The 26,264-nt window shown below is 55.3% G+C and carries 23 protein-coding genes, 1 tRNA gene, 1 rRNA gene and 1 pseudogene; 17 read left to right on the top strand and 9 right to left on the bottom strand.

The window, feature by feature from the left end; genetic code table 11:
- Positions 1–161 precede the first annotated feature (161 nt).
- Positions 162–276, top strand: a 5S ribosomal RNA gene (rrf, locus tag J2X72_RS24665).
- Positions 277–737: 461 nt separating this feature from the next.
- Positions 738–814, top strand: a tRNA-Met gene (locus J2X72_RS24660).
- Positions 815–926: 112 nt separating this feature from the next.
- Here the strand turns inward: J2X72_RS24660 and J2X72_RS24655 are convergent.
- The 3 genes from J2X72_RS24655 to J2X72_RS24645 form a co-directional block, all read right to left on the bottom strand.
- Complete coding sequence (locus J2X72_RS24655; RefSeq protein WP_310076309.1) at positions 927–1,934, bottom strand: aldo/keto reductase; 1,008 nt, start codon at positions 1,932–1,934, stop codon at positions 927–929.
- 77 nt (positions 1,935–2,011) lie between these two features.
- The gene (locus J2X72_RS24650; RefSeq protein ID WP_210005807.1) at positions 2,012–2,224 is read right to left on the bottom strand and encodes a hypothetical protein; all 213 of its coding nucleotides are present in this window, start codon (positions 2,222–2,224) and stop codon (positions 2,012–2,014) included.
- A 68-nt stretch (positions 2,225–2,292) separates the two neighbouring features.
- Positions 2,293–3,639 carry a Rieske 2Fe-2S domain-containing protein gene (locus tag J2X72_RS24645; protein WP_310076306.1) on the bottom strand — a complete coding sequence of 449 codons (1,347 nt, stop codon included), beginning with the start codon at positions 3,637–3,639 and terminating at the stop codon, positions 2,293–2,295.
- A gap of 193 nt (positions 3,640–3,832) precedes the next feature.
- Between J2X72_RS24645 and J2X72_RS24640 the strand changes: the two genes are divergently transcribed.
- The 4 genes from J2X72_RS24640 to J2X72_RS24625 all read left to right on the top strand — a co-directional run bounded on the left by J2X72_RS24640 (position 3,833) and on the right by J2X72_RS24625 (position 7,356).
- Positions 3,833–4,576, top strand: coding sequence for an IclR family transcriptional regulator (locus J2X72_RS24640; protein ID WP_310076304.1), 744 nt, complete (start codon positions 3,833–3,835; stop codon positions 4,574–4,576).
- 61 nt (positions 4,577–4,637) lie between these two features.
- Entirely contained in the window at positions 4,638–5,585 is a 948-nt protein-coding gene (locus tag J2X72_RS24635; RefSeq protein ID WP_210005813.1) for a PDR/VanB family oxidoreductase, read from the top strand.
- 86 nt (positions 5,586–5,671) lie between these two features.
- Positions 5,672–6,370, top strand: a complete 699-nt coding sequence (locus tag J2X72_RS24630) for a class II aldolase/adducin family protein (RefSeq protein ID WP_210005814.1) — start codon at positions 5,672–5,674, stop codon at positions 6,368–6,370.
- 23 nt (positions 6,371–6,393) lie between these two features.
- The gene (locus tag J2X72_RS24625) at positions 6,394–7,356 is read left to right on the top strand and encodes a LysR family transcriptional regulator (RefSeq protein ID WP_310076311.1); all 963 of its coding nucleotides are present in this window, start codon (positions 6,394–6,396) and stop codon (positions 7,354–7,356) included.
- Between the two features lie 19 nt (positions 7,357–7,375).
- Here J2X72_RS24625 and J2X72_RS24620 read toward each other — a convergent pair whose 3' ends face one another.
- The gene (locus J2X72_RS24620; protein WP_310076301.1) at positions 7,376–8,428 is read right to left on the bottom strand and encodes an extracellular solute-binding protein; all 1,053 of its coding nucleotides are present in this window, start codon (positions 8,426–8,428) and stop codon (positions 7,376–7,378) included.
- A gap of 284 nt (positions 8,429–8,712) precedes the next feature.
- Between J2X72_RS24620 and J2X72_RS24615 the strand changes: the two genes are divergently transcribed.
- Genes J2X72_RS24615 through J2X72_RS24605 form a run of 3 tightly spaced genes read left to right on the top strand, consistent with a single transcriptional unit; the run spans position 8,713 to position 12,628 of the window.
- Positions 8,713–9,705, top strand: a complete 993-nt coding sequence (locus J2X72_RS24615; RefSeq protein ID WP_310076299.1) for an ABC transporter substrate-binding protein — start codon at positions 8,713–8,715, stop codon at positions 9,703–9,705.
- A gap of 55 nt (positions 9,706–9,760) precedes the next feature.
- A complete protein-coding gene (locus J2X72_RS24610; RefSeq protein ID WP_310076297.1) occupies positions 9,761–11,512 on the top strand; it encodes an iron ABC transporter permease in 1,752 nt (583 codons plus the stop codon).
- Positions 11,513–11,530: 18 nt separating this feature from the next.
- Positions 11,531–12,628, top strand: coding sequence for an ABC transporter ATP-binding protein (locus J2X72_RS24605; RefSeq protein ID WP_310076295.1), 1,098 nt, complete (start codon positions 11,531–11,533; stop codon positions 12,626–12,628).
- 45 nt (positions 12,629–12,673) lie between these two features.
- Here J2X72_RS24605 and J2X72_RS24600 read toward each other — a convergent pair whose 3' ends face one another.
- Positions 12,674–13,423, bottom strand: coding sequence for an IclR family transcriptional regulator (locus J2X72_RS24600; RefSeq protein ID WP_310076293.1), 750 nt, complete (start codon positions 13,421–13,423; stop codon positions 12,674–12,676).
- Between the two features lie 96 nt (positions 13,424–13,519).
- On the bottom strand, positions 13,520–15,133 hold the full coding sequence (locus J2X72_RS24595) for an FAD-dependent monooxygenase (protein ID WP_310076291.1): 1,614 nt from the start codon (positions 15,131–15,133) through the stop codon (positions 13,520–13,522).
- Between the two features lie 266 nt (positions 15,134–15,399).
- Between J2X72_RS24595 and J2X72_RS24590 the strand changes: the two genes are divergently transcribed.
- On the top strand, positions 15,400–16,389 hold the full coding sequence (locus tag J2X72_RS24590; RefSeq protein ID WP_310076289.1) for an ABC transporter substrate-binding protein: 990 nt from the start codon (positions 15,400–15,402) through the stop codon (positions 16,387–16,389).
- Positions 16,390–16,449: 60 nt separating this feature from the next.
- Here J2X72_RS24590 and J2X72_RS24585 read toward each other — a convergent pair whose 3' ends face one another.
- On the bottom strand, positions 16,450–17,382 hold the full coding sequence (locus tag J2X72_RS24585; RefSeq protein WP_310076287.1) for a LysR family transcriptional regulator: 933 nt from the start codon (positions 17,380–17,382) through the stop codon (positions 16,450–16,452).
- 107 nt (positions 17,383–17,489) lie between these two features.
- Between J2X72_RS24585 and J2X72_RS24580 the strand changes: the two genes are divergently transcribed.
- The 6 genes from J2X72_RS24580 (at position 17,490) to J2X72_RS24555 (ending at position 23,236) form a co-directional block, all read left to right on the top strand.
- Positions 17,490–18,509 carry an amidohydrolase family protein gene (locus J2X72_RS24580; RefSeq protein WP_310076285.1) on the top strand — a complete coding sequence of 340 codons (1,020 nt, stop codon included), beginning with the start codon at positions 17,490–17,492 and terminating at the stop codon, positions 18,507–18,509.
- A 129-nt stretch (positions 18,510–18,638) separates the two neighbouring features.
- Positions 18,639–19,682, top strand: a complete 1,044-nt coding sequence (locus tag J2X72_RS24575; RefSeq protein ID WP_310076283.1) for an ABC transporter substrate-binding protein — start codon at positions 18,639–18,641, stop codon at positions 19,680–19,682.
- Between the two features lie 45 nt (positions 19,683–19,727).
- The gene (locus tag J2X72_RS24570; protein ID WP_210005841.1) at positions 19,728–20,774 is read left to right on the top strand and encodes an ABC transporter substrate-binding protein; all 1,047 of its coding nucleotides are present in this window, start codon (positions 19,728–19,730) and stop codon (positions 20,772–20,774) included.
- Positions 20,775–20,782: 8 nt separating this feature from the next.
- Positions 20,783–21,634 carry an ABC transporter ATP-binding protein gene (locus tag J2X72_RS24565; protein ID WP_210005842.1) on the top strand — a complete coding sequence of 284 codons (852 nt, stop codon included), beginning with the start codon at positions 20,783–20,785 and terminating at the stop codon, positions 21,632–21,634.
- Positions 21,631–22,437 (top strand): ABC transporter permease, encoded by an 807-nt coding sequence (locus tag J2X72_RS24560; RefSeq protein ID WP_310076281.1) that lies wholly within the window; start codon positions 21,631–21,633, stop codon positions 22,435–22,437. The genes J2X72_RS24565 and J2X72_RS24560 overlap by 4 nt, the downstream gene beginning before the upstream one ends.
- A gap of 34 nt (positions 22,438–22,471) precedes the next feature.
- Positions 22,472–23,236 carry a class II aldolase/adducin family protein gene (locus tag J2X72_RS24555; RefSeq protein WP_310076278.1) on the top strand — a complete coding sequence of 255 codons (765 nt, stop codon included), beginning with the start codon at positions 22,472–22,474 and terminating at the stop codon, positions 23,234–23,236.
- On the opposite strand, the pseudogene J2X72_RS24550 reads toward J2X72_RS24555, so the two are convergent.
- Both J2X72_RS24550 and J2X72_RS24545 read right to left on the bottom strand, forming a co-directional pair.
- Positions 23,176–23,740 (bottom strand): annotated as a pseudogene (locus J2X72_RS24550) (gluconokinase). The gene J2X72_RS24555 and the pseudogene J2X72_RS24550 overlap by 61 nt on opposite strands.
- On the bottom strand, positions 23,737–24,504 hold the full coding sequence (locus tag J2X72_RS24545; protein WP_310076275.1) for an SDR family oxidoreductase: 768 nt from the start codon (positions 24,502–24,504) through the stop codon (positions 23,737–23,739). Before J2X72_RS24545 ends, J2X72_RS24550 begins: the two are co-directional and overlap by 4 nt.
- Before the next feature lie 163 nt (positions 24,505–24,667).
- Here J2X72_RS24545 and J2X72_RS24540 point away from each other — a divergent pair, with 163 nt between their 5' ends.
- Positions 24,668–26,101 (top strand): aldehyde dehydrogenase family protein, encoded by a 1,434-nt coding sequence (locus J2X72_RS24540; RefSeq protein WP_310076272.1) that lies wholly within the window; start codon positions 24,668–24,670, stop codon positions 26,099–26,101.
- The last annotated feature ends 163 nt before the right edge of the window (positions 26,102–26,264 follow it).

Raw genomic sequence — 26,264 nt, 5'->3', positions numbered from 1 at the left:
TACCAGCACGCTCGTGCGTCCGAGCTTATGCGAGGCCCTCGCGGAGCACAGCCCGAAAGGCGTACGTGCGTGAGCGAAATCCAATCAGACAAAAAACCCCAGCTTCTCATTTGTATCGCATGCGCCGCAAAGGTGCATGCGTGAACGTTGCGCTTTGCTGACCTGGTGGTTACAGCGGGGTGGCTGCACCCGATCCCATTCCGAACTCGGCCGTGAAACGCCCCTGCGCCAATGGTACTTCGTCTCAAGACGCGGGAGAGTAGGTCGCTGCCAGGTCTGCCAAACGCAACGTTCTTAAACAAATCTCATCAACAAACACACAGACATTCAAAAAGGCCGCGCATGCGGCCTTTTGCTTTTGCAAAAAACGATGCGTAAGCGCATACTTACAGGCAAAAGCACGCAAGTGACGCGGGGTGGAGCAGCACCCCGTCCGGCCCCGCAAAAGCACCCTTTGCTTTTAAGGCCGGACAAACGGAAAAATCCGGGCTGCAGCGGCACTTTGCCGTATCTTGGTGACGCGGGGTGGAGCAGCACCCCGTCCGGCCTCGCAAAAGCACCCTTTGCTTTTAAGGCCGGACAAACGGAAAAATCCGGGCTGCAGCGGCACTTTGCCGTATCTTGGTGGCGCGGGGTGGAGCAGCACCCCGTCCGGCCTCGCAAAAGCACCCTTTGCTTTTAAGGCCGGACAAACGGAAAAATCCGGGCTGCGGCGGCACTTTGCCGTATCTTGGTGGCGCGGGGTGGAGCAGCCCGGTAGCTCGTCAGGCTCATAACCTGAAGGTCACAGGTTCAAATCCTGTCCCCGCAACCAAATCATTCCAGCTTCTCGTTCGAGCGAAACCGAAACAAAAACCCCGCATCAAGCGGGGTTTTTGCGTTTGTAGACGCCTCTCAGTTTCCGGCCGACGTTTGCACCGGCAGAGTCAATGCTGCCAGATGGTTTCGATGTCCGTAAGGAGATCTTGCGACAACGGTCCTGCGTCGGAAGCCGCAGCCGCTGCGGCCAGCTGTTCTCTTGAAGTGATTCCACCTAAAAGTGTGGTTACACCCGTATTGCTGAGAATGAACCTGTAGGCGAGTTCGACGAGTTCGATATTTTCACGTGCCGCGAGCGCCTGAAATTCCCGCGCCTTGTGCAACACACCTTTTGCTTCCAGCGCTTCGATATTTTTTGTGCGGGCAAGCGGATGCGTTTGTTGTCCGCGCAATATAGCATCCGTCAGAACGCCGCCGGCAAGTGGACTAAAGACGGCAACTGCGCAACCCCCAGCCTTGGCGACATCGATGACGTTGCCGTAATCGGGTTTAACGCCGATGCTGCTCGAATGGGGATAGCCGGCGCTTGGGTTCAGCAATGTGTAAGGTACATTGATCATGTGGAAGAGGCCGGTATCAAGGAGTTGGCGCACCTCATCAATATCGTTGCCGCGACACACGAAACCCGCATGACGCGCCTTGCCCTTCCGGAGAATAGCGTGGACACCTTCCAGCACACCACCTAGCCGACAATAGTCGTCAATCCAAAGCGTGGCGTAGTACTTACCTTCCATGGGAGGCTTTGAGGCGGCAGGACCATTGTGAATCTGCACGATATCGATTGTGTCGCGTTTGAGCCGGCGCAGGCTGTCTTCGACTGACCGCTCGATATGTCCAGCAATATCATCGAGATTCTCGGCGCGGATCTCGACCTTGGTGTTGATAACGGGATCGGCGTCAAGCTCTTTCAGTACGCGGCCGAGATTAACTTCGGCCGCGCCGGCGCCATAATCAGGTGCATTATCGAAGTAGCCGATGCCGTATTCCAGGGCACGCTCGACAACGCGTAACTGCTCGGCGTACTCGCCACTCACCATCAGACCGGCATTGCCGCCACAACCAAAACCGATCTCGGATATGCTCAGATCGGTAGACCCGATGCGGCGCTGTTTCATGGGTTACTCCACATATGCATCGACAGTTGGCGGGAACCCACCGCCGGCCGCCCCTGACTTCTGATGTTGCAGTAAATTCAGCTCTCAATGACCCGCGCCGACTGGAGGCTGCCGGCGGGCGTAATCTCGCACAGGACATGGCGGCTTTTCGAAACATCAATGCGCGCAATCACGTTCTGACCCTCGACCGGCACTGACGGCGTCAAGGTGACCGACCTGACGGACATGGTCGGTACCTGATCGATCAGATCCTTGAGGACAGCATCGATCGTTTCGCGCGTAATTGGCATCTCAATCCTGCTCCAGCTCGAAAAACCGCGCCAATCAATCTTTGAGCCTGGCGGCGCGGCGGGATAGTCTAGGCGTGTTCGATTACCGCTTGCCCAGCAAGCTTGATCTCGTATTCCTCGATCTTGCGATGGAGATCCTTGACCGTTTCAATCAACGGTCCGTAACGATCGGCATCGTCATTGGCAAAGCCCTTGTGATAGTACTTGCGGAAGCTGTGTTTAATCAGCGTCTCGGGCTTGGAATAGTCGGGTGGCGAGCCGGTAGGGTGAATCATATCCGGACTCTTCCAGAAGAAATTCATCGGCTCGAGGCCCTGTTCGACGCGCTTGATCTGTTCATCGAGCTGACGGCGCAAAACCACAATCGGAATGTCGGTGCGGCCTAGCAGTTCCGTGGTCCGATCAGCTATCGGGCCCTGCGCAACCCAAACGATCGCATCTTGAGCTAGAACGTAATCGAGGATCGGTTCACCCTTCTCGTCATGTGTCGGCGGAATATAATAGGGCACGATGTCCTGTTTGGGGGCCTCAACGCCGGGAGGAGCCGAGTAGGCCTGATAGCAGATGTGATATGTGTGCGTATCATCGATGGGTACGCGAATCTGATATTCGCTGCGCGTCGCGCCTGTCTTGCCCGTCTGCGTGTAGAACGGGAAGATGACCGTGGAATGCTCCTGATCTTTATCGGAATCCGCACCAAGTGCCTTGGAATAGCGGATGCCTTTCCGGAAGCCGTGCTCGGTCTGATTGGCATATATCTCTTTGATCCCGACGCCCACACGTTTGCGTTGATGCAGCGTATGCAAATTGTCGGAACTGCGATCTTCAAGTTGCCCCTTCTTTTCCAGCACATATTCGAACATGTGACCATGCGCCCAAGCGCTATGCGTCGGGTCGCCGGTGTTCTCCTGGCATTGAAGCCAGTTGCAGTCGATGATGTTGACGCCGATCTGACGAATGGCATTCGGCCACACCAGCAGATCCCATCGGGGCAAGTCCGGGGCCGGAAGCGGACCCATATAGGTGAAGACCAGGCCGCCAAGTTCGCGCACCGGATAGCCTTTGAGCTTCTGCTTGATCCCGGCTTGCGGAGCGCCCTCCATTGGCCGTTCGACGCAGTTGCCAGTCTCATTGTAAAGCCAGCCGTGATAGGGGCAGCGCAATCCGCATTCGTCTGGAATGCCGAACTTCATATCGACATTGCGATGCAGACAGCGATCACCGATCAAACCCAGATTGCCGCTCTTGTCCTTATACAGGGTGAGGTCTTCGCCAAGAATGCGTACCTTCTTGACCGGATTGTCCAGGAGTTCCGCAAAAGGCGCGATCGGCAGCCAATAGCGCCGCATCAGTTCGCCGCCCGGCGTTCCGGGACCAACGCTGGTCAAGCGTTCATTCTGTTCCTTCGTGAGCATTTTCTTCTCCCAAGTTTGCGGCAGCCGAGGGCCACTCCGTGTTGGCGCAACAGGTTCAGGTCCTGAACATTGCGTGCCGGACGGCGGGCCAGGTTCGAACCCTGTCTCCCCAGTTTGTAATCATTATAAACGTTCTGTCAAGCGGATCGTATTCTGCTAGACAGAATAACAATTGAATGCTAGGGTGATGGCTATGGACGGATCGAGCAATGAAATGGATGTCGGCAGAGAGCGCGTCGAAGCAGTCGAACGCGCGATCGTGCTGCTGCAATGTTTTGAAGAGCCGGGAGAAGCCCTGACGTTGTCGGTGCTTTCCCAGCGCTCGGGTTTGTACAAGAGCACGATCCTGCGGCTCGCAGGGTCGCTCTTGCATACCGGTTTCATGGACAAGGGCGCGGATGGACGTTATTTGCTTGGGCCTGAATTGCGTCGACTTGGCGAACTGAGCCGCTCGAAATTCACGCTTGAAGCACTTATCAGACCGGTGCTGCGTCATCTGACCACGATCACTCAGGAAACGGCGTCGTTCTATGTGCGTGATGGCGATGAACGTGTCTGCCTTTACAGGGAAAACTCCCCACGCAGCGCGCGCCATCACCTGGAGGAGGGGACGCGGCATCCACTCGATCACGGCGCTGCCGGCGTACTTCTGACCTGGTACGGTATGACGGCAGATTCCGAACAAGCGGTTGAGCTGCGAGAAACCGGTTCAATTGTATCAAAGGGCGGACGCGATGAGGATCTCGCGGCGGTCGCCGTGCCGATCGTCAACCGGCATGGCGAATTGATAGGATCCTTGTCCGTCTCTGGACTGATAGGCCGCTTCTCCGACGAGCGGATCAACTCCGCGCGCACGTTACTGAAGGAATCTGCAGAGGCGCTCAAGCCGCGCCTGCCGCGTCTTGATGAAATCAATCTGCGACGGTCGGACGGCTGACGCCTCGATTGGCAGCCAACGACGGAAGGGGAGGACCGCCGTCTGGATAAGGGAGAAGAAATTGGAAGCCGTTCCCACCAAAACGATCGCAATGCGTCTGACCGGGATTCAGTACCTGGCGCATGAGACAAATCTCTATGAATTCCAGCCCATTGCCGGCGAGGCCATCCCTGCGGCCGGACCTGGAGCGCATATCGACATCCATTTGCCCAATGGGATGATCCGTCCTTATTCGCTCGTACGTTCGGGTACAGAAAATTGCTATACAATCGGAGTCAAACGGGATGCCGCCGGCCGGGGCGGGTCCGCTTGCCTTCATGATACGGTCAAGGTTGGATCAGTTTTAACGGTTGGCGTGCCGCGCAACAACTTTCCGCTGGTTGAAACCGCTGATCATACTGTCCTGATCGCCGGGGGTATCGGAATTACCCCTATCTGGTGCATGGCAGAGCGATTGAAGGAACTCGGCCGCAGTTTTGAATTGCACTATGCTTGCCGGGACCGTCGCGACGTTGCTTTTCTGGAGAAACTCGAAAAGCTATCCGAGGCACGTATCCATATCGATACCGAAGCAGGAAACTTTCTTGATCTTGGCGCCATCATCGATCAGGCACCGGCTGGTTCGCATCTTTATTGTTGTGGCCCGGCGCCTATGCTGGATGCTTTTGAGGCGAAGACGAGAGACCTTGATCCCGGCCACGTTCATCTGGAGCGCTTTGCTGCTGTCGAGGAAGTCTCGCGCGAGGGGGGCTTTGTCGTCATGCTCGAGAAATCCGGTCGGGAATTTTCGATTCCTGAGGGAAAATCGATCCTTGAGGTGCTGCGCGATGCCGGGCTGGATGTGGATTTTTCGTGCGAGCAAGGCATCTGCGGTGCTTGCCAAGTGCAGGTAGTGGAGGGGGAGCCCGATCACCGCGACATGTTTCTTTCGGATGAAGAAAAAGCTGAAGGCGGCATGATGATTTGTTGCTCCGGCTCCAAGACGCCGCGGCTGACCCTCGCGCTCTAGCCTTTCATCAGCTGAACAAAATACCTGCTGCGGGCAACGGGCTAGCGGTCCGGAATTCGTACACAACCTGAAACGGAGCATATTAAATGGCGGACCACTTGAAGCAACGATTGATTGAGGCAGGCCTCATCCTTGACGCACATAACCTCGGCGATTTCACACGTGGCCATGTCTCCGTGCGCGATCCATCGAATCCTTCGATATTCTTCATGAAGCCTCATAGCTTGGGGTTCGAAGAGATAACAATGGAGAACATCGTTGTCTGCAATCTGGAGGGTGAGAAAATCGGGGGCGGCGGGAAGCGGCATAGCGAAGTATTTATCCATTCGGAAATATTCAAAATCCGCCCCGATCTCAATTCGGTCATTCACGCACATCCGAAATATGCTGTTGCCCTATCCTCAACGCGCAGGCCATGGCGGGCGTGCTCGCAGCCAAGTGCGAGCTTTGACGGTGTCGGCTATTATGAAGACACGATAAATTTGATACGGAGCCAGGAGACCGGCCGGGGTGTCGCCGAGGCTTTGGGGAACTACAAGGCGGTCCTGATGCGGGGGCATGGGGTCGCAGTGGCCGGAAATTCTATTGAAGAAGCGGTGGTTCGTACGATAATGCTTGAGAACGCGTGTGAGGATCAGGTTATTCTGCAGTCTCTGGGAGGAGATCTCGTAGAATTCGATAGAGACGATGTCGAGAGATTGTGCCGTACTCTGGACCGACAAGAGCAATATATAGTGAATTTCGACTATCTCGCGCGAAAGGCAAAGCGCAGTTTGGCAGCTTAGACAAATCTGGATGAGGTGACGCTATCAATCTGAAACAGCTCAGTAATTTCATCAAGTCGGTCGAAACCGGCAATATGACGAAAGCTGCTGAACGGCTGAATGTCTCTCAAACCGCGCTTGGTCTGCAGATTCGCAATCTCGAGACCATGCTCGGGGTTGAGCTTCTCGTGCGCCATTCGCGCGGGATAACCACGACCGAGGCGGGTCGCCTGCTTTTCGATCGCGGCGTTGCAATCATGCGCCTGGTAGAAGAAGCCAAGAGGGATGTGTCCGCGTTTCGCATGTCCGCTCTGGAAAACATCTCTATCGGCGTCACGCCTAGCATTATGCGGCTTGTGGGAGCCGACTTTCTCGTCTCGGCCATGTCTGAACTCCCGGGCGTATCGGTAAGGCTGGTCGAGGAACTGAGTTTTGTGCTTGTCGACCTCCTATTGCGAGATGAGATTGATCTTGCGCTTGCCTATGATGTCACCGAAAGCATCACCTCGATGCGGACCGCCCTGATGAAGGAAGATCTATTCTTCATCACTGCGCCCGGCAGCGCTTTCCCGCGTGGAGGAGTGAAGTTCAAAGATGCTGTGGCTTCGAACTTGGCGCTTCCGAGCGACCGCGACAATGTTTGGCGTGCTGTTCATAGGGCCGCGAAGGTATCAACGGTACCCGTCAATGTGCGCTTCACCATCCAGTCGCTCGAGACGATCAAAACGCTCGTTGAAAGGGGCGTCGCGACCAGCATCGTGCCATACGGCGTGGCCGCCGAAGAAATAGCAAGGGGTGCGATCGAAGCGCACACGATCGAGGGACCGGAGTTGGTCCGGACGCTTTATCTGGCTGAATCCCCAAATCGTATGGCGATTCAGCAGGAAGGCTCGCTGCGTGATTTTATCGACATGCTGGTCGATACGCTCGCTGATCGCATAGGGCCGCACGCCACGGTTATTGGCCGTTGCGGCACGGCAGGGCAATCGTCGGCCGCCCCCGAATAGTCGAAAGCGGCCTATTCCATCAGTCTGCATCCCCGCGAACGACGATTTTCTGGTAAAGCGGTTCCCATTTCTTCGAGTTGTCGAGCTTCTCCGCCGGATCGGCAATCTTGAGCGCAATACCCTTCAAAGGTGATTCAACTTTCGTCGAGGTTGGGACGTAGTTCAATTGCTTCAGAATGGGCTGACCCTCCGTCAGCATATAATCTTCAAACAGCGCGGCCGCGTTGGGGTGAGGCGCGGTCTTGACGACTCCGATTCCGTTTGCGCGTGCGATGGCAGGCTCAAGCGCAAACCAGTCGATGGGAGCTCCCTCCTTCTTTGCCTGTTCAGGCATATAATTATAGAGGGTAAGTCCTATCGGCACTTCGCCCGCTGCGACAAGTGTGTTCAACAGCGAGTGGCCCTTGCGAATTGACAAGCCGTTGCCGGCAACAAGATCGCGAAAATATTTCAGGCCTTTTTCTTCGCCCATGTTCTGAACGACTGTCGTGAACCAGTCGATGTCTTCCACTTCGAAGCCAAGCTTGCCCTTCCACTTGGGGTCGAGAAGATCTTCATAGGTCTTTGGAAGTTCTTCCTTCTTGACGAGGTTGGTGTTGTAACCCTGTACGAACACCGAAAGAAGCGTACTCACCCACTCCTTGTGCTCCGGGACCGTCCCTGGCAGGAGATCGGCATAATAGGGAGATTCGACTGGCTGGAACATACCCTCGCGGTGCAGTGCTTCCATTTCCGGTGCGCTGATATGGACTGAATCAACTGTATTGCGGCCGGCCTTCTGTTCCTGGATGACGCGCTGCAACACCGTGTCACCGCTCGCACGCCAAGGAACGACCTTGATGCCGTATTTCTCCTCGAAGGGGCTGATCAGTGGCTGGAGGTCGTTCTGCGCAATTGATGTATAAAGCGTCAGGGTACCTTCTGCCTTTGCGGCTTCGATGAGTTTGTTCTCACGGCCCGCGTCCTTGGAAACGAGCAAGGCATTGTCGGCTGCAAAAACGGGCACGCCAAATGCCGAAAACGCGAAGGCTGCAGCGCCCGCGAGCATTAATAGGCGGCGTTGTAAATTCATGATTTCCTCCTCCAATCTCCCCAAAAGCTGACCAACCGGCTCCTCCACTGGATAGTCGGCAGCTTGACTTTTATGACTGAATTTTCAGGGCGGTCTCGCTCAATGCGAATATTTACCTGCCAGTCTTCCCGACTGTACACGCGACCGAGGGCAGCTTGAACATCAAAAAGCTGCGAGCTCTCCCATGAAAAAACTCTTGGATAGAGAGAGTGTGTTGATCTACGCCAGCTAAAAAGACGGTCGCAATGTCGACGTGGGCAACAGGAAACACGGTAGGAACTGGCATGAGTAATCTGCGTTTGACGATGGGCTGTTGGGATTACGATCGCACGCGCGGTGTAATGGACGGGTCGATCCGTCCCGACGGTATCGATCTGACCTGCCTTAGCCTTCCCGTCGAAGAGACCTTCTTTCGTATGCTTCGTTACAAGGAGTTTGACGTCGCAGAGATGTCACTTTCCTCATACGTGGTTTCGCTGTTCAAGGAAGAGCGACCGTTTATTGCCATCCCCTTCTTTCCCTCGCGGTTTTTCCGGCATTCGTCGATCTACGTTAACGCCAATTCCGGCATTTGCGAGCCGAAGGATCTCATCGGGAAGCGTGTAGGCTGCCCTGAATACCAGATGACAGCGCCAGCCTGGATCCGCGGCATACTCTCTGACGAGTTCGGTGTGCCGGTGGATAGCGTCACCTATCGGACGGGTGGCGAAGAATCGCCCAATCGCAGCGAAAAACTGAAACTTTCGTTGCCCGATAATATCAAGGTGGAACCAATCGGCCCAGGACAGACTCTTGCGGCCATGCTGCGAGACGGCGATATCGATGCGCTTTATACGGCTCGAAAGCCTTCAACCTACGAGGGGAAAAACGGTACCGTGAAACGTCTCTTCGACAATTATGTCAGTGTCGAACGCGAGTACTTTTCCCGTACCGGAATTTTCCCGATCATGCACACCTTTGTGATCAGACGTGAGGTATATGAGAAGAACCGCTGGGTTGCCCAATCCATCTTCAAGGCGCTCAATGCATCCCAGCAAAAAACCTATCGCGATCTCCAGGAAACGGCGGCTCTAAAGACAATGTTGCCTTGGGCCGTCGCTCACTACGAAGAGACCGAGAGCGAGATGGGTGCAGATTTCTGGCCCAATGGCTTCGAAAAGAACAAGAAGACCTTGGACGTCTTCCTCAGATATTCATACGAACAGGGCCTTTCGCGCCGTCAATTAAAGGCCGAGGAATTGTTCGCGCCTGAAACGCTCGAGGCTTTCGTGATTTGATGTAGATCGTAAGAAGGAGAGTCGTGCCAATCGACCGCATAAAAGGGAGGAACCAATGGCAGTAACGACACCGGACAGTAGTACCGTACATACTTCGCCTGGCCAAGGCTGGGGCCGTTCATTCGACATGAAATGGGTGATCATCGGATTATGCATTGTTGTCGTTGCGTGGCTCGCGCTCATTCCACTTGGTTTCCTGATCTGGCAGAGTTTCGCGTCGACGTCGACTGCGCAGGTTCCCGCGGTGTTCACGCTCGAAAATTACGTCACCGCGTTCGGCACCGCCGATTCAGTCGGGCTTATGTTCAACTCTTTGAAATTCGCGTTCGGGACGGCCGCATTCGCGTTGGTGGTGGGAACATTTTTTGCCTGGGTCAATGAGCGTACCAACACGCCCTTCAAATCTCTGTTCTTCGCAATGTCGATCGTTCCACTGATCATTCCCGGCATTCTTTTCACCGTTTCCTGGATCATGCTGGCAAGCCCGCAGATCGGTGTTTTCAACCAGATATTCAGGGATTGGTTCGGGCTGACGACACCACTGTTCAACATCTATTCGCTTACGGGCATGATATGGGTGGATGGCCTGCACTATGCGCCGGTCGCCTTTCTGCTGGTCACAGCTGCATTCAGATCGATGGATCCTTCACTTGAAGAATCCGCCTTGATGAGCGGTGCTTCCGTCGTACAGGTCGCTTTCAAGATCACACTCAAATTGGCCTGGCCGGCAATTCTTGCGGCGTTTCTCATTCTATTCGTCAGGGGCATCGAGTCGTTTGAAGTGCCGGCGCTGCTTGGCTTGCCCGTCGGACTGCGCGTTTATACTTCCGCGATCTATGACGCAGTCCACAGCTATCCAAGCGACATCGGTCTTGCTTCCGCCTATGCGATGGCGCTGCTACTGATCACGTCGCTTGGCATCTACTATCAATCGCGACTGTCCAGCCAAGGTTCGAGGTTCTCCACCGTCACCGGCAAGGGATTTCGGCCACGCGTGTCGGATATCGGCCGCTGGCGTTACGCTACAGCCGGCATTTTCATTCTCTACTGTATCTTTGTGGTCGCTCTGCCATTTCTGGTGCTTTTCTGGGCCTCGCTACAAAAATACTATGCGGCGCCGTCATGGGCGGCGTTGCACAATCTTTCCTTCGCCGCCTATGGCAAGGTACTGGCATATCCGGGCTTCTACGGAGTCGTGTGGAACAGCGCGAAGCTCGCCATCGGCGGTGCTACGGTTGTGATGCTTTTAACCTCGGTCATTTGCTGGATCACCATCAAGACAAAGATCCCTGGCCGCTGGATACTCGACATGCTGGCGTCCCTGCCGCTGGTGTTTCCCGGCATCGTCCTCGGTCTTTCGCTCATGATCTTTTATCTCAACTTCGATATCGGCATCTATGGCACGTTATGGATCATGCTGATGGCCTACGTGATCAAGTTCCTGCCTTATGGCATGCGCTACAACAGCACCTCAATGATCCAGATTCACAAGGAACTGGAAGAATCTGCAGCCATGAGTGGTGCCTCCTGGTTCACGATCTTCCGGCGGATCGTTCTTCCGCTGTTGAAGCCAGGCCTGATGGCGGGCTGGATCTATATTATCGTCGTGTCGGTACGCGAATTATCCAGCTCGATCCTGCTCTACAGCCCAGGCAATGAAGTCATCTCGATCATGATTTGGGAGTTCTGGCAGAATGGACAGTACATTGAGCTATCGGCCTTCGGCGTCATGATGATTACCGCGCTCTTTTGCTTCCTGATGGTCGTGCAAACACTGTCGAAGCGCTTCGGCGTCAAGGACGTTTGATATAATTGGGAGGAAACCATGTTATCAGTTGAAAATCTCAGCACGACCTATCAGGCGCCGGGCGCCAAGCCCGTGCTTGCTGCCAGCAATGTAAATTTCTCTGTTCCAACAGGGCGGCTCTTTACTCTGCTTGGACCGAGTGGTTGCGGTAAGACCACGACCTTGCGGTCAATTGCCGGGCTGGAGCGTCCTTCAAAAGGTGTGATCAAGGCCCATGATACCGTGGTCTATTCGTCGGCGGGCAATATCTTCATAGCACCCAACCATCGGCAGTTCGGCATGGTGTTCCAATCCTATGCCATCTGGCCGCATATGACGGTCTTTCAGAATGCTGCTTTTCCGTTGCAAGTGCAGAAAAAACGCCTTTCCAGCAAGGATATCCGTGACAAGGTCATGAAAGTATTGGCCGCGGTCTCTCTCGATCATGTCGAGGAGCGGGAGGCAACACGATTGTCCGGTGGCCAGCAGCAGCGACTTGCATTGGCTCGCGCACTGGTCATGGAACCAAGATTGCTGCTGCTCGATGAGCCCTTGTCGAATCTCGATGCCAAGCTACGTGACAAGATGCGGTTCGAGCTGAAAAAAATGCAGCGCGAGCTTGGCTTGACCACGATCTACGTAACACATGATCAGAGCGAAGCGTTGGCGCTTTCCCACGAAATCGCTGTCATGAACGAAGGCAAGATCGTCCAGATCGGATCGCCGCGCGATATTTACGAGCGCCCGGCAAATACCTTTGTCGCTGATTTCATCGGCACGACAAATTTTGTCGAGGGTACCGTACGCGGCGGCGCGGACGATCGCCTGGTCGTGGACACCCGAATTGGCCAGCTGAATGTCAATGCACAACCCGGAATTTCGATCGGCGCCAATGTGTCGTTGTCGATACGGCCCGAGGATGTGCATCTGTCCGACACCGCTCCCGCACCTTCGTCGAACTCGCTATTTGTCGGCACTGTGAGAGCCAAGGTATTTCTTGGCGAATGCCAGGATTTCAAGATCGACGTGAATGAAACACAACTTCTGGCCCGCGCTCACCCTTCAGTTCGTACGATGGTCGGGGAACAGATACATATTGCGATCGATCCCGAAAAGTGCACGCTTCTGGCAGCTTGAAAATGATGCGAAGGCAGCCGTCGCGACAACCGTGACGATTGCCTCCTAGTTTTGTGCCACGGAGTTGGAGATTATACGCGCGCAAAGCACGACTTGTTCGGCTATCCGCTGCACCTTGTCCGGGGTCATCTGAGACTCACGCACCGTGAGACTGAGACTGCCGAGAACGTCATGCTCGCCATCGAAGACGGGGGCCGCAATGCCCGCCACTCCGGGTGTAACTTCTCCGGTTGTTACAACCCAACCCTGCTGGCGGTGCACTTTCAAGTTTGCTTTGACTTCAGCAAGCGACTTGCCGAAGCCCGCCGCATCAAATTCCTCTGGAATCCGTTTGTACAGCCTGCTCAGCTGATACGCTGGAATATAGGCCAGGATCGCGACCGAGGCAGCGCCAAGAAGCAGCGGGCGGACGCGTCCACGATCATAATTACTCTGCAAAGTTTCAGTGCCGCGTTCCTGATGGATACACAGGACATGTTCGCGGTACTTCCGGCATAGCAGGGCAATACCGGAAAACCGGCTGGCAAGCTCATCCATGACCGGACGTGCGGCACGAATCAGCGGATCGCCCGACCTGATCTTGTAGTCGAGTTCAATAATGCGCGAGCCGAGCACATAACCGAGGCCGGGCAGGGAAGACAGGAGGCCGGCGTCGGTCAGCGCTTTCAGATATCGATAGAGCGTGGAGCGCGTATAACCGACGCGAGCGTGTATTTCATCGAAAGTCAGCGCCACGTAATTCTCGTCGCTGTCGAAGAGATCGAGAATTCCCAACATACGCTCGTGACTCTGCAAAGATTTTTCCCCGATGCAACGGAATCAGCCTTGTGGCCCACCAACAGTCGAGATTTAGACTGCGGTTAAAGGGAAAACAACACCATCAAAGAGATGTCAATGTCCCGTCGCCAAGGCCGCCAAGCCCGCAATATCCTCCGGTAGGCGATTGCCACGCCATACGATGTGCATGTCCGGCCTCAGCAGAATGAGATCGTATCCATAGATATCGCGGGCTTTGCCGGCCGCTATGTCGAGGATTTCAAATGGTGCGCCGAGCGATTTGAATTCTTGTTGCAGGGCGCTTGTTTCTGCCGGGGATTCGCCGAGCCGCAGCAGTGTATAGCCTCGACCTATGCGATCCTGAACTGCGTCACCTTCACCAATCCAGATGTGCGGCAAACGTGCTCCCGGCCACGTGGTGGGGTTGTACTCGCGGAACAGGTGCTCAGGGCCACCGGGTTCATCCCAAATGATAGGCGAACCGACATAGCGGTATCCGAGTTCAGCCCCGATCATTTCATTGGTCTTGCGTTGTTCGACATCGGCGACGCGGATCAGGTTATCCCTTGTATGCTGGCCTTCCGGTGTATTGTCAGCGATGTCCGGGCGATATTGCGAGCGCCATTTGCGGCGTCCTTGCGAGGCGTAGCGCGATGCGCCGACGTTTCGGTCACCGATCTGCCGGCGTTCGATCTCGTAAGAACGCAACAGGTTGGGACCGCCCCAGCCTTGAAGGGTCGCTGCGAGTTTCCAACCCAGATCGACAGCATCGCCGACGCCGGTATTCATGCCAAGGCCGCCCGTCGGGATGACGAGATGAGCCGAGTCGCCAGCGAGGAATATCCTGCCCGCACCATAGCGATCCGCTAGCAAGAGGTTCTGCTTCCACTGACCGACGTAAAGCATTTCGTAGTTAACCGGTACGCCGACGGCCTTTTCGAATTGCTGCGCCATGTCTTCATCGCGCTCGACAACGGCATGCAGCGTCCAGTGCTTGGTGGAATCCTGCATGATGAGGAAGGTCGCCTGTCCGTCAGCGACGTGATAATGACGGCCTTTCCCCGGACCGCCTGCGATAGGAATGCGATCATATAAGTCTTCGCTGTAGTAGAGTGCTTGGCGCAAATGCAGGAGATTGCCCTCGCCGCGCAGCTTGATTCCAAGCTGCTTGCGCACCGGGCTGGCTCCTCCGTCGCAGCCGACGAGGTATTTCGCGCGCATCTGCTCGATGTTGCCGCCAAGATCGACAGTTTTTGCCGTCACACCCTCATCGTCCTGTTCGCAGGATACGAATTCGCGTCCATAGCGAACGGTCACTGACGGAAGCGTTTCGGCTACCGATTTCAGCAGAGGTTCGAGCGTGTATTGTGAGATGAGCTGATAGGCTTCGAGCGGCAGACTGGCATCAGGACTTTTCTCTATCTGCTCCAGTGACTCTGCAACGGATGGATAAGGCAGCTGCAACAGCGGGGGCTTGTCCATCGCAAGAACGATGAACACGTCCATGGGTACATTGGCGTCCAGACCCGCTGCGTGTATCTTTTGTGACAGGCCCATCCTGCGGAAAATTTCCATCGTCCGGGCGTTGCACCGTTCCATTTTCGGCAGAAACTGAGGTGCTTCCTTTTGCTCGATAAGTGTGCATTTCACGCCGCGCTGGCCGAGATCGATGGCCAAGGTAAGGCCTACCGGGCCGGCGCCAACGATAAGGACATCTGTATCTGTCATTTCAGGTCACTCATGTTATCGCCGGAACGTGGGTACGCGGGCCGACGTCAATTGAACGGGTAAGCGGCGGAAGGCCTGGTCGCGCTGCTTCATTCTTCTTTTTTATCGTCAGGTGGAATTTCCAGTCAATCACTAATTTACAAAAATCTCGTAATATGGGATAAAATTCTAGATTACAGGATATGCAAGCCGCCCCTTGCTGAACCGATTCATAGATGACACCTGCTTGGAGCGGGTGGTACAAACGTAGCTGCGGAGGATAAAGAGTGACAAAAAAGGTCGAGTTGACCCTGGCATGTGGTGACTATGAGATCGTCAGGGCCTTGCGGGAAGGCCAGGTCAAGCCGGACGGCATAGAACTGACAATACTAACCGAAATGGATTCGACGACGCGCCACTGGCGCTTTCTCCGAAATGGCGAATTCGATGTCGCGGAGGTTTCCCTTTCGTCCTACGTCACAGCCCGGGGCCGCGATCTGCCATTCAATGCAATTCCCGTCTTCCTCCACCGCCGCTTCCGGCATGGCTTTATCTTTGTCAACAGCAAGAGCGGCATTCGCGAACCGAAGGACCTGATTGGCCGGCGCGTGGGGGTCAAGAATTATCTGGTGACAGCAACGTTGTGGCTGCGCGGCATTCTCGAAAGCGAATATGGCGTGCCGCACCAATCGATCGAATGGTTTGCCGAACTCGACGAGGATGTTGATTTTACACCGCCCGAGGGCTTGAAGTTAACCCGCCTGCCAGATGAGAAATCCGTGGAAACCATGCTCCTCGATGGTGAGATCGACGCATTGCTGCATCCGGATCTGATAGACGCAATCGTGGAGAAGGATCCGCGGGTAGGGCGTCTCTTCCCTGACTACAAGCAGGACGAGGTCGCGTACTACAAAAGAACAGGCATTTTTCCGATCATGCATGTCATGGGAATACGACCGGAAATTGTTGAGCGTTACCCTTGGGTGCCTATCAACCTGTTTCAGGCCTTCAACGAGGCCAAGCGACTTGCCATGCAGAGAATGGAAAATCCGCGTGTAGTGCCTCTGGCATGGTATCGCGAGGCTTGGGAGGAGCAGCTTGACATTCTTGGTGACGATCCTTGGGCCTATGGCCTGGGCGAGCGCAACCGGCACAATCTCGAAACCGTTGTTGGGTATGCACATCAGCAAGGTTTGATCGACCGTGTGATCCCATTGGAGGAGTTATTCCTCGATGTCGGACAAGGACGAAAGCGCGGGGAGAAGTATCGCGTTTAATGGGTTGAGGCCCTGTTAAACATCGCTCCTCAAGTCCAGAGCATTCTCATAATATGCGATTTATTGCAGCAGCGGGTCTGGATTTCGCCAGCCAAGCTCGCCGCCCTCAATAATTCGCATAACAAGTGGGCGGATCAGCGCTTCAAGCAAGTGGGCGGTGTTCGCGGACAACGATTGGTGAAGGACCAGCGCGACAGTGCGTTCCAGTTGAGGGTCCGTGATGCGGCGCGCCGTGACACGCTGTTCGCGTATCTCATCCAGAAAAAGGCCGTATGGCACGATGGTGCTGCGGCCGTGATGCATAATGATTTCGCGCTTCACATTGGCAGGTTCCACCTCGATCAAGTCTAGCTTGGTCTGCCGGCTTGTGGCGATCTCATCAATCAGCCGTCTGATCGGTCTAACCTTTCCGTCGAGCACCAGCGGAAACTCCGACAGCCTGTCGAATGGCACGGTGTTGTCCGTATTGGACGCTACCCCGCTCGAGCCGACAAGGTAGAGATATTCCTTATAGAGTGGAACGACCCGAATATGGGGTAGATCTGGCGGGTCGTAGCACAGCGCTGCATCCAGTTCCTCCCGTGTCATGGCATCGATGAGCTCGTCGCTCAGCCCCTGCTGAACAACAATGTGCAGAACATCTCCGGCTCCTGTCGCCAGCGGCAACAGTTCTGGCAGCAGGGCGCGGCCTGGTGTCGGAGCAACACCCAATGAGATGCGCTTGCTGTTGGGTTTGCCAAAATGCGCGACAGAGCGCTCTGCTTCCGCGAAGGCCTCCAATGCCCTGGTTCCAGTCTCAATCAGGGTCCGCCCTGCTTCCGTGGTGCGCACGCCACGAGAGTGCCGCTGGAGCAAGATCACGCCGAGTTCATCCTCGAGAAGCTTCAATTGATATCCGAGCGCAGGTTGGGACACGTTGAGAATTCTGGCCGCCGCAGTGAAACTGCCTAGGCGTGCGACGGTGATAAAGTAGCGAAGCTGACGAAGATTCATGCCGTTTCCTGAGCTATAAGCGTTACTTATAACACGCTTAAGCAAACGGTATTAGTCCCTAACCAACAGAGTTTCTAGTGTGACTCCACCTTATCGAGGAGTTTCCTATGCAATATATCGACGCATTCAATCATTTCTTTCCGAAAGCTCTTTGGGAGCGCATTCAGTCCCTTGAGGGTGCTGGCAAGGACATCGGCAAGCGAATGCAAGGTGTGCCATGCATCTATGATCTCGATACGCGTTTTCGGGTAATGGACGAATTCGAAAATTATACGCAGATCATTTCACTTGGAATGCCGCCGCTGGAGGCGATGGGTGATGGCCAGACGGCATTGGAACTAGCGCGGATTGGCAACGACGGCCAAGCTGAACTCGTCAGCAAATACCCTGATCGGTTCGCAGGCTTTGTCGCCGCGTTGCCGATGGACACGCCGGAGGCTGCGGCCCGCGAAGCGGAACGTTCGTTTAAGGAACTCGGCGCGAACGGTGTCCAGATACATTCCAACGTGAATGGCGCGCCTCTTGACGAGGAACGTTTCTTCCAGATTTTTGAAGTCTGCGCAAAGCATGGCAAGCCGGTCTTGCTGCATCCTTCACGCAACGCTTCGATGCCGGACTATGCGACAGAAACAAAGTCGAAATATGAGATCTGGTGGACATTTGGCTGGCCTTACGAGACCAGCGCGGCGATGGCTCGTCTGGTATTTTCGGGCTTCATGGACCGTCTGCCCGAGCTCAAGGTCGTAGCCCATCACATGGGAGCGATGGTGCCATTTTTTGAAGGCCGTGTTGGTCCCGGTTGGGATCAGCTTGGCAAGCGGACGAGTGACGAAGATCTTACGCTGGTGCTTAAGCGTCTGAAGAAACGTCCTCTCGACTATTTCAAGGATTTCTACGCCGATACCGCCGTTTTCGGCTCCAAGGCGGCGACGCTTTGCGGTTTGGAATTCTACGGAAGCGATCGTGTACTCTTCGCCTCGGATTCCCCCTTCGATCCCGAAAAAGGTCCGGGTTATATCCGCGACACGCTGCGGATTCTCAATTCGTTGGATCTTAGCAAGGAGGACATGGAGAAAATCTGCTTCCGCAATGCCCAGGCGCTGTTTGGCCTCAAAAGCTCGATATAAGTTTCACTTATACGACCCTACGAAAAACTCTATTTGTGGCCATCTACCGGCGTCTTTAAGCTGGCCACAATAACCCGCCTTCGCTGGTCAAGCGAGGCAGAAGGTTGAATTGCAGACAGGAGGAGACCGGTGTTGAGATTATGGATGCGGATCTTCTATTCGCTGGCACTGACCGGCGGTCTGATGACCAGTTCCGCGCAGTCATTTGCAGCCGACAGCGTGTCCATTGGCCTTACCAATGCGAGCAGCGACATTGCACTGTTTATTGCTGACGCCAAGGGTTTCTTCAAGGATGAAGACATCACACCAAATTTCGTGGCTTTCGATTCCGCGGCAAAGATGATCGCACCTTTGGGTGCCGGGCAGCTCGATGTCGGTGGTGGGGCGGCATCTTCGGGTCTCTACAACGCAATCGAACGTGGCGTCGGTTTGATGATAGTCGCGGACAAGGCACGCAATGCACCGGGTTTCGGCTTTCAATCGCTCCTCGTGCGCAAAGCGCTCGTTGATGACGGGTCGGTCAAAACGATCGCCGATCTCAAGGGACGCAAGATAGCAACCGTCGCGCAGGCCAGCAGTGACGCATCCGTTTTGAACGAAGGACTGAAAAGTGCTGGCCTCGGATATGACGACGTGGACAAGGTCTATCTGGGTTTTCCTCAACAGCTGGTCGCCTACCAAAACGGCGCGATCGATGCGAGCATAACGACCGAGCCTACCGTATCGGCAATTCTGGCGGCTGGGACCGCCGTACAATTGACGAGCAATGATACGTTTTATCCGAATGCTCAAACCGCAGTTATTCTTTACGGTCAGGCCTTTGCAGAGGGCAAACCGGACGTCGCCAAGCGCTTCATGAAGGCTTACGTCCAGGCTGTTCGCTACTACAACGATGCGTTGGCCGACGGTAAAATCGCCGGCAAGAACGCCGAAGACGTTGTTGCCATCATGGCGAAATATTCCACCGTCAAGGATCCTGCCGTCATCCGGAAAATGACCGCCCATGCCGTCGATCCGAATGGGTCTGTCAACGTCGAGAGCTTGAAGAAGGATTGGACGTTCTTCAAGGAGCAGAAACAGATCAAGGGCAACGTCCAAGTCGATCAAGTAGTCGATCTAAGCTTCGTGAATGAGGCTGCCAGCGAACTTGGCCCCTACAAGGCGGCTCATTGAGATCGAGTTCGCGCGGGATGCACTTGGGATGGGAGGTCTCGAAAAATGATTGAAAAAGTTAACAGCGCTATACTTCTCGTTTGCTCATTGCTGATCATGTTCACCACGACCAGCGCAGCCCGGGCGGCTGATGTTGTCAAAGTGGGCACCGTTGCCTCAACCGGCGAGTTCATCCTGAATGTGGCGCAGGGCAAGGGATATTTCGAGGAGGAGGGAATCGAGCCCGCCTATACCTTTTTCGACTCGGCAGCTAAAGCCATCGCCCCTCTCGGCACCGGGCAAATCGATGTCGCCGGCGGGGCTGTGTCGGCTGGACTTTTCAATGCAATCGAGCGCGATATTGCAATCAGGATCATCGCCGACCGTACTTCGGTTGCCCCTGGTTTCGGGTTCCATGGCATCGTGGTGCGAAAAGATCTTGCGGGCACCCAAGTCAAGTCGATCGCCGACCTGAAGGGACGGAAAATCGCAATTGTCGCCCGCGGCAGCAGCACGGAATCTATCCTCAACGAAGCAATGAAGAGTGCTGGTCTGGCGTACACGGACGTAGAGGTCGTGTATCTGCCTTTCCCGCAGCAAGCGGCCGCGCTGGCAAGCAAGGCGGTGGATGCCGTGATAGCGACCGAGCCCTACCTCACTCCAATGCTGAACCAGAATCTCGGCGTCCTGCTGGCCTCGACCGACACATATTATCCCAACGCCCAAATCGGCGAGCTGATGTTCAGCGAAAATTTTGCCAGCACGCGCAAGGAGGTCGGGGTGCGATTTGCCAAGGCGTATATCCGGGCGATTCGTGATTTCCGAAGCGCTTTCGGTCCCGAGGGGCGTCTCGATGGCCCGGGGTCCGATGAGATCGTAGCCTTGATCATGAAATATTCCGGCACAAAGGATGAAAAGCTGCTGCGGAGTATCAAACTTCCCGCGGTCAATATCGATGGCCGGGTCAATAGCGAGAGCATCCAGAAGGATTGGCAGTTCTTCAAAGATCAAGGCCTGATCAAAGGGGGCGTTACTCCGGATAAGATCATAGACAATTCATTCGTGGAAGAGGCCCTCAAGGAACTTGGGCCAGCGCAAAAGAACCCAGGTTAGGAATAAGGATGATTCAAGCATTGGCCAAGAAAGCGACTGTGCGAGACGATGCTGCAACGGAGTCTCGAGAACGGCCTGCAATCCGGATCAAAGGCCTGAGCAAACGGTTCGGGTCTTTCACGGCTGTAGACAATGTTACGATCGATATTGCTCGCGGAGAATTCTTTATGATCGTCGGCCCGTCGGGCTGCGGAAAAACGACTTTGTTGCGCATCCTCGCGGGTCTGGAAGCGCCTACTGACGGCAGCATCGACGTAAGTGTCGAGGCGGGGTCGCAGCGGCCGGTCAACTCGATGGTTTTCCAGGGCGATTCAATTTTCCCATGGATGACGGTGTGGGACAATGCGGCGTACGGATTGAATATGCGCCGGGCGCCGCAAGCCCAGATCAAGGAAGTCGTCGGCCACTACCTGGACCGCACTGGCCTGTTGAAATTTGCGGACGCCTATCCGCATCAACTTTCAGGCGGGATGAAGCAGCGTGTTTCGATTGCGCGTGCTTTCGCCAATGATCCAGAGATATTGCTGATGGACGAGCCATTTTCGGCTCTGGACGCGCAGAACAAATTGCTGCTTCAGGAAGAATTGTTGCGCATCTGGGAGGAGAACAAAAAGACCGTTCTTTTCATCACGCACGATGTGGACGAGGCGGTGAAGCTTGGCGACCGCATCATGGTCATGACCGCGCAACCCGGGCGGGTCAAAACGGTGGTTCCGGTGTCGCTCTCGCGTCCGCGTGATGTTCTGGAACTTCAACAGAACCCCGAATTTGGCAAACTCGTACACCAGATATGGTCGAGCCTGCGCGAAGAAGTGCAACGGGCACGCGAACTCGATGAAGCAAAGGGAGTGCGAAAATGAGCGCTCATATCGAAGCAGATACTGTCCGGCCCGCCCGCTCCTGGAAAATCAGCGAAAACACGCGGGATCGTCTCATCAGTATAGCATCTCCAATCCTTCTATTGTTGGTATGGGAGATTGCAGCGCGCACAGGATTGATCGACACGCGCTTCTTTCCAGCACCCTCCAGCATCTTTGAAACGCTTGTTACGCTCGGCAGCACCGGTGAGCTTTGGCAACACACCGCTGCCAGCCTGCAACGGTTGTTCATCGGCTTTCTGGTGGGTGGCATACCCGCGCTCATTCTCGGGATAATCATGGGGCTCAGCCGCCCGGTACGCGCTGTGTTCGATCCTTTGATTTCGGCCACTTACCCAATTCCGAAAAGCTCTATTTTGCCGCTAGCACTGCTGATCTTCGGGCTGGGCGAGGGCTCCAAAATTTTCATGGTAGCCATAGGCGTGTTCTTTCCCGTTGCGATCAATGCAACCGCGGGTGTGCGCGAGATAAACAAGATTTATCTGGATGTCGGGCGCAATTTCAAAGCAAGCCGTTGGGATACATTCAGGACAATCGCGTTACCAGGAGCGCTACCTGTGATCATGACCGGGATAAAGCTTGGGGTTGGCATGGGCCTGGTTCTGATTGCAATCGCAGAAATGATGGGTGCAAAAAGCGGCCTCGGCTACATGATCTGGGCAGCCTGGGAAACGTTCTCCGTCGAGCAGATGTATGTCGGTCTCTTCGTGATCGCGATCATCGGTTTCGTTTTGACATTGGTGCTTAACGAGATCGAAAAACGTCTCGTCCCCTGGAAGCGCTAAGTCGCTCGCCCACAGCATGGTAGAAGGAAAGATCATGGATCGGCACGCCCTTATCGAGGAACTGGTCACAGCCAACCATATTCTCGCAAACGAGAACGTATTGGATTCGTTTGGTCATGTGAGCATCCGGAATCCCGATCGTCCCGACCGCTTTTTTCTGTCGCGAGCGCGAGCGCCAGCAATCATCGAAGCCGCGGACATCATGGAGTTCACCCATGAGGGCGTGAGCGTTGGAGCTGAACCCGGTAAACCATACTCGGAGCGCTTTATTCATGCGGGCATCTATGAAGCCCGACCGGAGATCAACGCTGTTGTCCACAACCACAGTCCCAGCGTCATTCCCTTCACGGTGACGAGCAAAAAACTTCGTCCGCTGATGCACATGTGCGCGCCCATCGGCGATGACATTCCAACATGGGATATTCGAACCAAGTTCGGCGATTGCACCAATCTGCTGGTGACGGATCTCGCAATGGGGCGCGATCTTGCGGCCTGTCTCGGCGATCGGACCGTGACGCTGATGAGAGGCCACGGCAGCACCGTAGTTGCCCGTTCTCTTCGTGAGGTCGTGTTCACCTCCGTCTACATGGAACTCAACGCCGATATGCAGATGAAGGCCATGGCCATGGGGGATGTGGACTATCTTTCCGAAGGCGAGATTGCTGCTATCAAACGTGGAAGGGCAGGGTACACATTTGAGCGGGGTTGGGAGAACTGGTGCAACCGAGTGGGCCGCCCCTATGTTCCGGGCAGCCGCGAATTCGGCGAGGGCTTTTCACGCACCGATCCGCGCGGTTGATGGTTACCAATGTTGTGTTCCCACCCAATCGACGCTCGCTGATGCGATCTCATCGATTGGATGCTCAATGTTCTGCGCAACACGAATGGCTCCCCCGTTGGAGGTTCGAGCGTTGCGAGTTGGCTGTCAAGCATGGACAGGGGCATGAAGTGCCCCGTTCGTTTGCTCATATGATCGCGCAAGACCTCGAAACTTCCATCGAGGAAGATGAACCCCGAGTGGGCCGCCCGCTTCTTGCCTCAGCCGGTCTCGGTAAGATTGCTTAAGGGCTGAACACGAAACAACCACGCCTTTTTGTGCCTTCGCCAATTCTGCGCCGATCTTGTCTAGCCACGGCCAGCGGTCTTCATCGGTGAGCGGAACACCCGACGCCATTTTTTCTACATTGGCTGGAGGATGCAGTGTATCACCCTCGACAAATGGCAGCTTCAGGGCGGCCGCTATGGCACGCCCGACGGAGGATTTGCCGGAACCGCTCACTCCCATGACGACAAGCCGGATCATAGCGACGCTGTGATTCCGCCGTCGACATGGATAATTTGGCCATTGACGAACGAAGAGGCGTTACTGGCGAGAAATACGGCCGCACCGATCAGTTCCTCGACATTGCCCCAACGTCCGGATGGTGTGCGCTTCTCCAGCCAGGATGAAAAGTCGGGATTGTCGACCAGCGCCTGATTGAGCGGCGTCTTGAAATAGCCCGGTGCGATCGCATTGACTTGCAGACCGTACTTTGCCCAGTCAGTGCACATGCCACGGGTGAGATTGCGGACTGCGCCCTTCGTTGCGGTATACGGAGCTATGGAGGGACGGGCAAGTTCGCTTTGTACCGAAGCAATGTTGATGATCTTGCCTCGTCCGCGCTTGATCATATGCTTTGCGACGCTTTGGCCCGCGTAAAAGACGCTTGAGATATTGGTCTGCAGCAATAGCTGCCACTTGTCCTCGGGGAAGTCCTCGAGCGGCGCTCTGAACTGCATCCCTGCATTATTGACAAGAATATCAATCGCACCAATTTCGGCCTCGATCTTGTCGACGCCCGCCATGACCGCTTGCAGATCGGTCACGTCGAAATCCGAACCATGGACGGTGTGGCTGTCTCCTCTTAGCTCAGCGACCGCTGCGTCCACCTTTGCCCTGTCGCGGCCATTTACTACCACCGCAGCTCCATGCGCCGCCAATCCTTTGGCAAGCGCAAGACCGATGCCTTGGCTCGATCCCGTAATGAGAGCCAGTCGTCCGTCGAGGTTGAACAGTGGATAGGCCATAGCATTGGTTCCTTGACGTTCGATCGATCAGCATGTGTTTATCCGCAAATTCGATCCGTTCGAGCTTGTTTGCGGAGATCAAAAAAGCGAGAGGCAGGATTTTCGCGTTGAATCACTCTAGTCCTATGGTATTGGTTCGGCCAAACAGAGCGAGAGAAAAATCATGACATTGCACCAGAATCTGATCAACGGCGAATGGGCCGGTGGCGACGCCATTCCCAATATCAATCCGTCGAATACCAATGACGTTGTGGGTCAATATGCACGTGCAACGGCCGAAGATACTCTGAGCGCAATCGCCGCTGCAAAAGCGGCCTTCCCGGCGTGGTCGCGCTCCGGCATCCTTGAACGCCATGCCATCCTTCGCAAGACAGCCGACGAAATTACAGCGCGCAAGGATGAGCTGGGTAGACTTCTGTCACGCGAGGAAGGCAAGACCTTGCCGGAAGGCATCGGCGAGACGCTCCGCGCCGCCCAAATATTCGATTTCTTCGCGGGCGAGGTCCTGCGGCTTGCGGGCGAAGTGCTTCCGAGCGCACGCCCTAACATCGGCGTTGAAATCACACGCGAGCCGGTGGGTGTCGTCGGCATTATCACGCCATGGAATTTTCCGATTGCCATTCCGGCCTGGAAGATCGCTCCGGCGCTTGCGTACGGCAATACGGTGGTTTTCAAGCCGGCTGAGCTCGTGCCGGGCTGCTCCTGGGCAATCGTCGATATATTGCATCGTGCCGGACTACCGAAAGGCGTGCTCAACCTGGTGATGGGCAAAGGTTCGGTCGTGGGGCAGACAATTCTCGACAGTGCGGACGTCAACGCCATTACGTTCACCGGATCGGTGGGCACGGGCAAGCGGGTTGCTGCGGCGTCAGTCGATCACATGCGCAAGTTCCAGCTGGAAATGGGTGGCAAGAATCCGTTTGTGGTTCTGGATGATGCCGATTTGACTGTCGCTGTGGAAGCGGCGGTCAACAGCGGGTTCTTCTCGACCGGCCAGCGGTGCACCGCATCGTCGCGCATCATTGTCACCGAGGGCATCCATGACCGGTTCGTTGCGGCGATGACCGAACGCCTGAAGAGCGTCGTCGTCGACGATGCCTTGAAGACGGGCACGCATATTGGCCCTGTTGTCGATGCGAGCCAGCTCAAGCAGGATGAAGACTATATTGCCATTGGCCAGAAGGAGGGTGCAAAGCTCGCTTTTGGCGGTGAGCGGTTGACCCGCGATAATCCCGGTTTCTATCTGCAGCCGGCGCTTTTTACCGAAGCGACCAATCAAATGCGTATTTCGCGCGAGGAAATATTCGGCCCCGTGGCCAGCGTTATCCGCGTCAAGGACTATGAGGAGGCACTGCACACGGCTAACGACACGCCGTTCGGCCTGTCCTCTGGTATTGCCACGACCAGTCTAAAATATGCGACGCATTTCAAGCGGAATGCCGAGGCTGGAATGGTCATGGTGAACCTGCCGACAGCAGGCGTCGATTTCCATGTGCCTTTTGGCGGACGCAAGGGATCGAGTTATGGTCCCCGGGAACAGGGCAAATATGCTGCGGAATTCTATACGATCGTAAAGACGGCCTACACGCTGGCCTGACAGATCTGACCCAGATATTGATTGCTTATCACGGGCGCTGCGTCGTTGCAGCGCCCGTATTCGTTGGTTTGCCGCCTCATCCTTAAGGTTTATCCCCAGGTTGGTTTGCTGGATTTGGAAAGTTTGGATTTTTTATGATTTGGAGTGTTGACAGGTTTGTTGG

This window comes from Phyllobacterium sp. 1468, from assembly GCF_031455525.1.
Lineage (GTDB): Bacteria > Pseudomonadota > Alphaproteobacteria > Rhizobiales > Rhizobiaceae > Phyllobacterium.
Note: the sequence above shows the minus strand (reverse complement) of the source record. Positions and strands in the feature narration are given on the sequence as shown.

What these genes read in the sequence shown, in the direction of transcription:
- J2X72_RS24560 (WP_310076281.1), top strand. Translation starts at nt 21,631, where the DNA reads ATGAGCGCTCATATCGAAGCAGATACTGTCCGGCCCGCCCGCTCCTGG.
- J2X72_RS24640 (WP_310076304.1), top strand. Translation starts at nt 3,833, where the DNA reads ATGGACGGATCGAGCAATGAAATGGATGTCGGCAGAGAGCGCGTCGAA.
- J2X72_RS24620 (WP_310076301.1), bottom strand. Translation starts at nt 8,428, where the DNA reads ATGAATTTACAACGCCGCCTATTAATGCTCGCGGGCGCTGCAGCCTTC.
- J2X72_RS24615 (WP_310076299.1), top strand. Translation starts at nt 8,713, where the DNA reads ATGAGTAATCTGCGTTTGACGATGGGCTGTTGGGATTACGATCGCACG.
- J2X72_RS24540 (WP_310076272.1), top strand. Translation starts at nt 24,668, where the DNA reads ATGACATTGCACCAGAATCTGATCAACGGCGAATGGGCCGGTGGCGAC.
- J2X72_RS24580 (WP_310076285.1), top strand. Translation starts at nt 17,490, where the DNA reads ATGCAATATATCGACGCATTCAATCATTTCTTTCCGAAAGCTCTTTGG.
- J2X72_RS24565 (WP_210005842.1), top strand. Translation starts at nt 20,783, where the DNA reads ATGATTCAAGCATTGGCCAAGAAAGCGACTGTGCGAGACGATGCTGCA.
- J2X72_RS24630 (WP_210005814.1), top strand. Translation starts at nt 5,672, where the DNA reads ATGGCGGACCACTTGAAGCAACGATTGATTGAGGCAGGCCTCATCCTT.
- J2X72_RS24610 (WP_310076297.1), top strand. Translation starts at nt 9,761, where the DNA reads ATGGCAGTAACGACACCGGACAGTAGTACCGTACATACTTCGCCTGGC.
- J2X72_RS24595 (WP_310076291.1), bottom strand. Translation starts at nt 15,133, where the DNA reads ATGACAGATACAGATGTCCTTATCGTTGGCGCCGGCCCGGTAGGCCTT.
- J2X72_RS24655 (WP_310076309.1), bottom strand. Translation starts at nt 1,934, where the DNA reads ATGAAACAGCGCCGCATCGGGTCTACCGATCTGAGCATATCCGAGATC.
- J2X72_RS24570 (WP_210005841.1), top strand. Translation starts at nt 19,728, where the DNA reads ATGATTGAAAAAGTTAACAGCGCTATACTTCTCGTTTGCTCATTGCTG.
- J2X72_RS24545 (WP_310076275.1), bottom strand. Translation starts at nt 24,504, where the DNA reads ATGGCCTATCCACTGTTCAACCTCGACGGACGACTGGCTCTCATTACG.
- J2X72_RS24555 (WP_310076278.1), top strand. Translation starts at nt 22,472, where the DNA reads ATGGATCGGCACGCCCTTATCGAGGAACTGGTCACAGCCAACCATATT.
- J2X72_RS24645 (WP_310076306.1), bottom strand. Translation starts at nt 3,639, where the DNA reads ATGCTCACGAAGGAACAGAATGAACGCTTGACCAGCGTTGGTCCCGGA.
- J2X72_RS24650 (WP_210005807.1), bottom strand. Translation starts at nt 2,224, where the DNA reads ATGCCAATTACGCGCGAAACGATCGATGCTGTCCTCAAGGATCTGATC.
- J2X72_RS24605 (WP_310076295.1), top strand. Translation starts at nt 11,531, where the DNA reads ATGTTATCAGTTGAAAATCTCAGCACGACCTATCAGGCGCCGGGCGCC.
- J2X72_RS24585 (WP_310076287.1), bottom strand. Translation starts at nt 17,382, where the DNA reads ATGAATCTTCGTCAGCTTCGCTACTTTATCACCGTCGCACGCCTAGGC.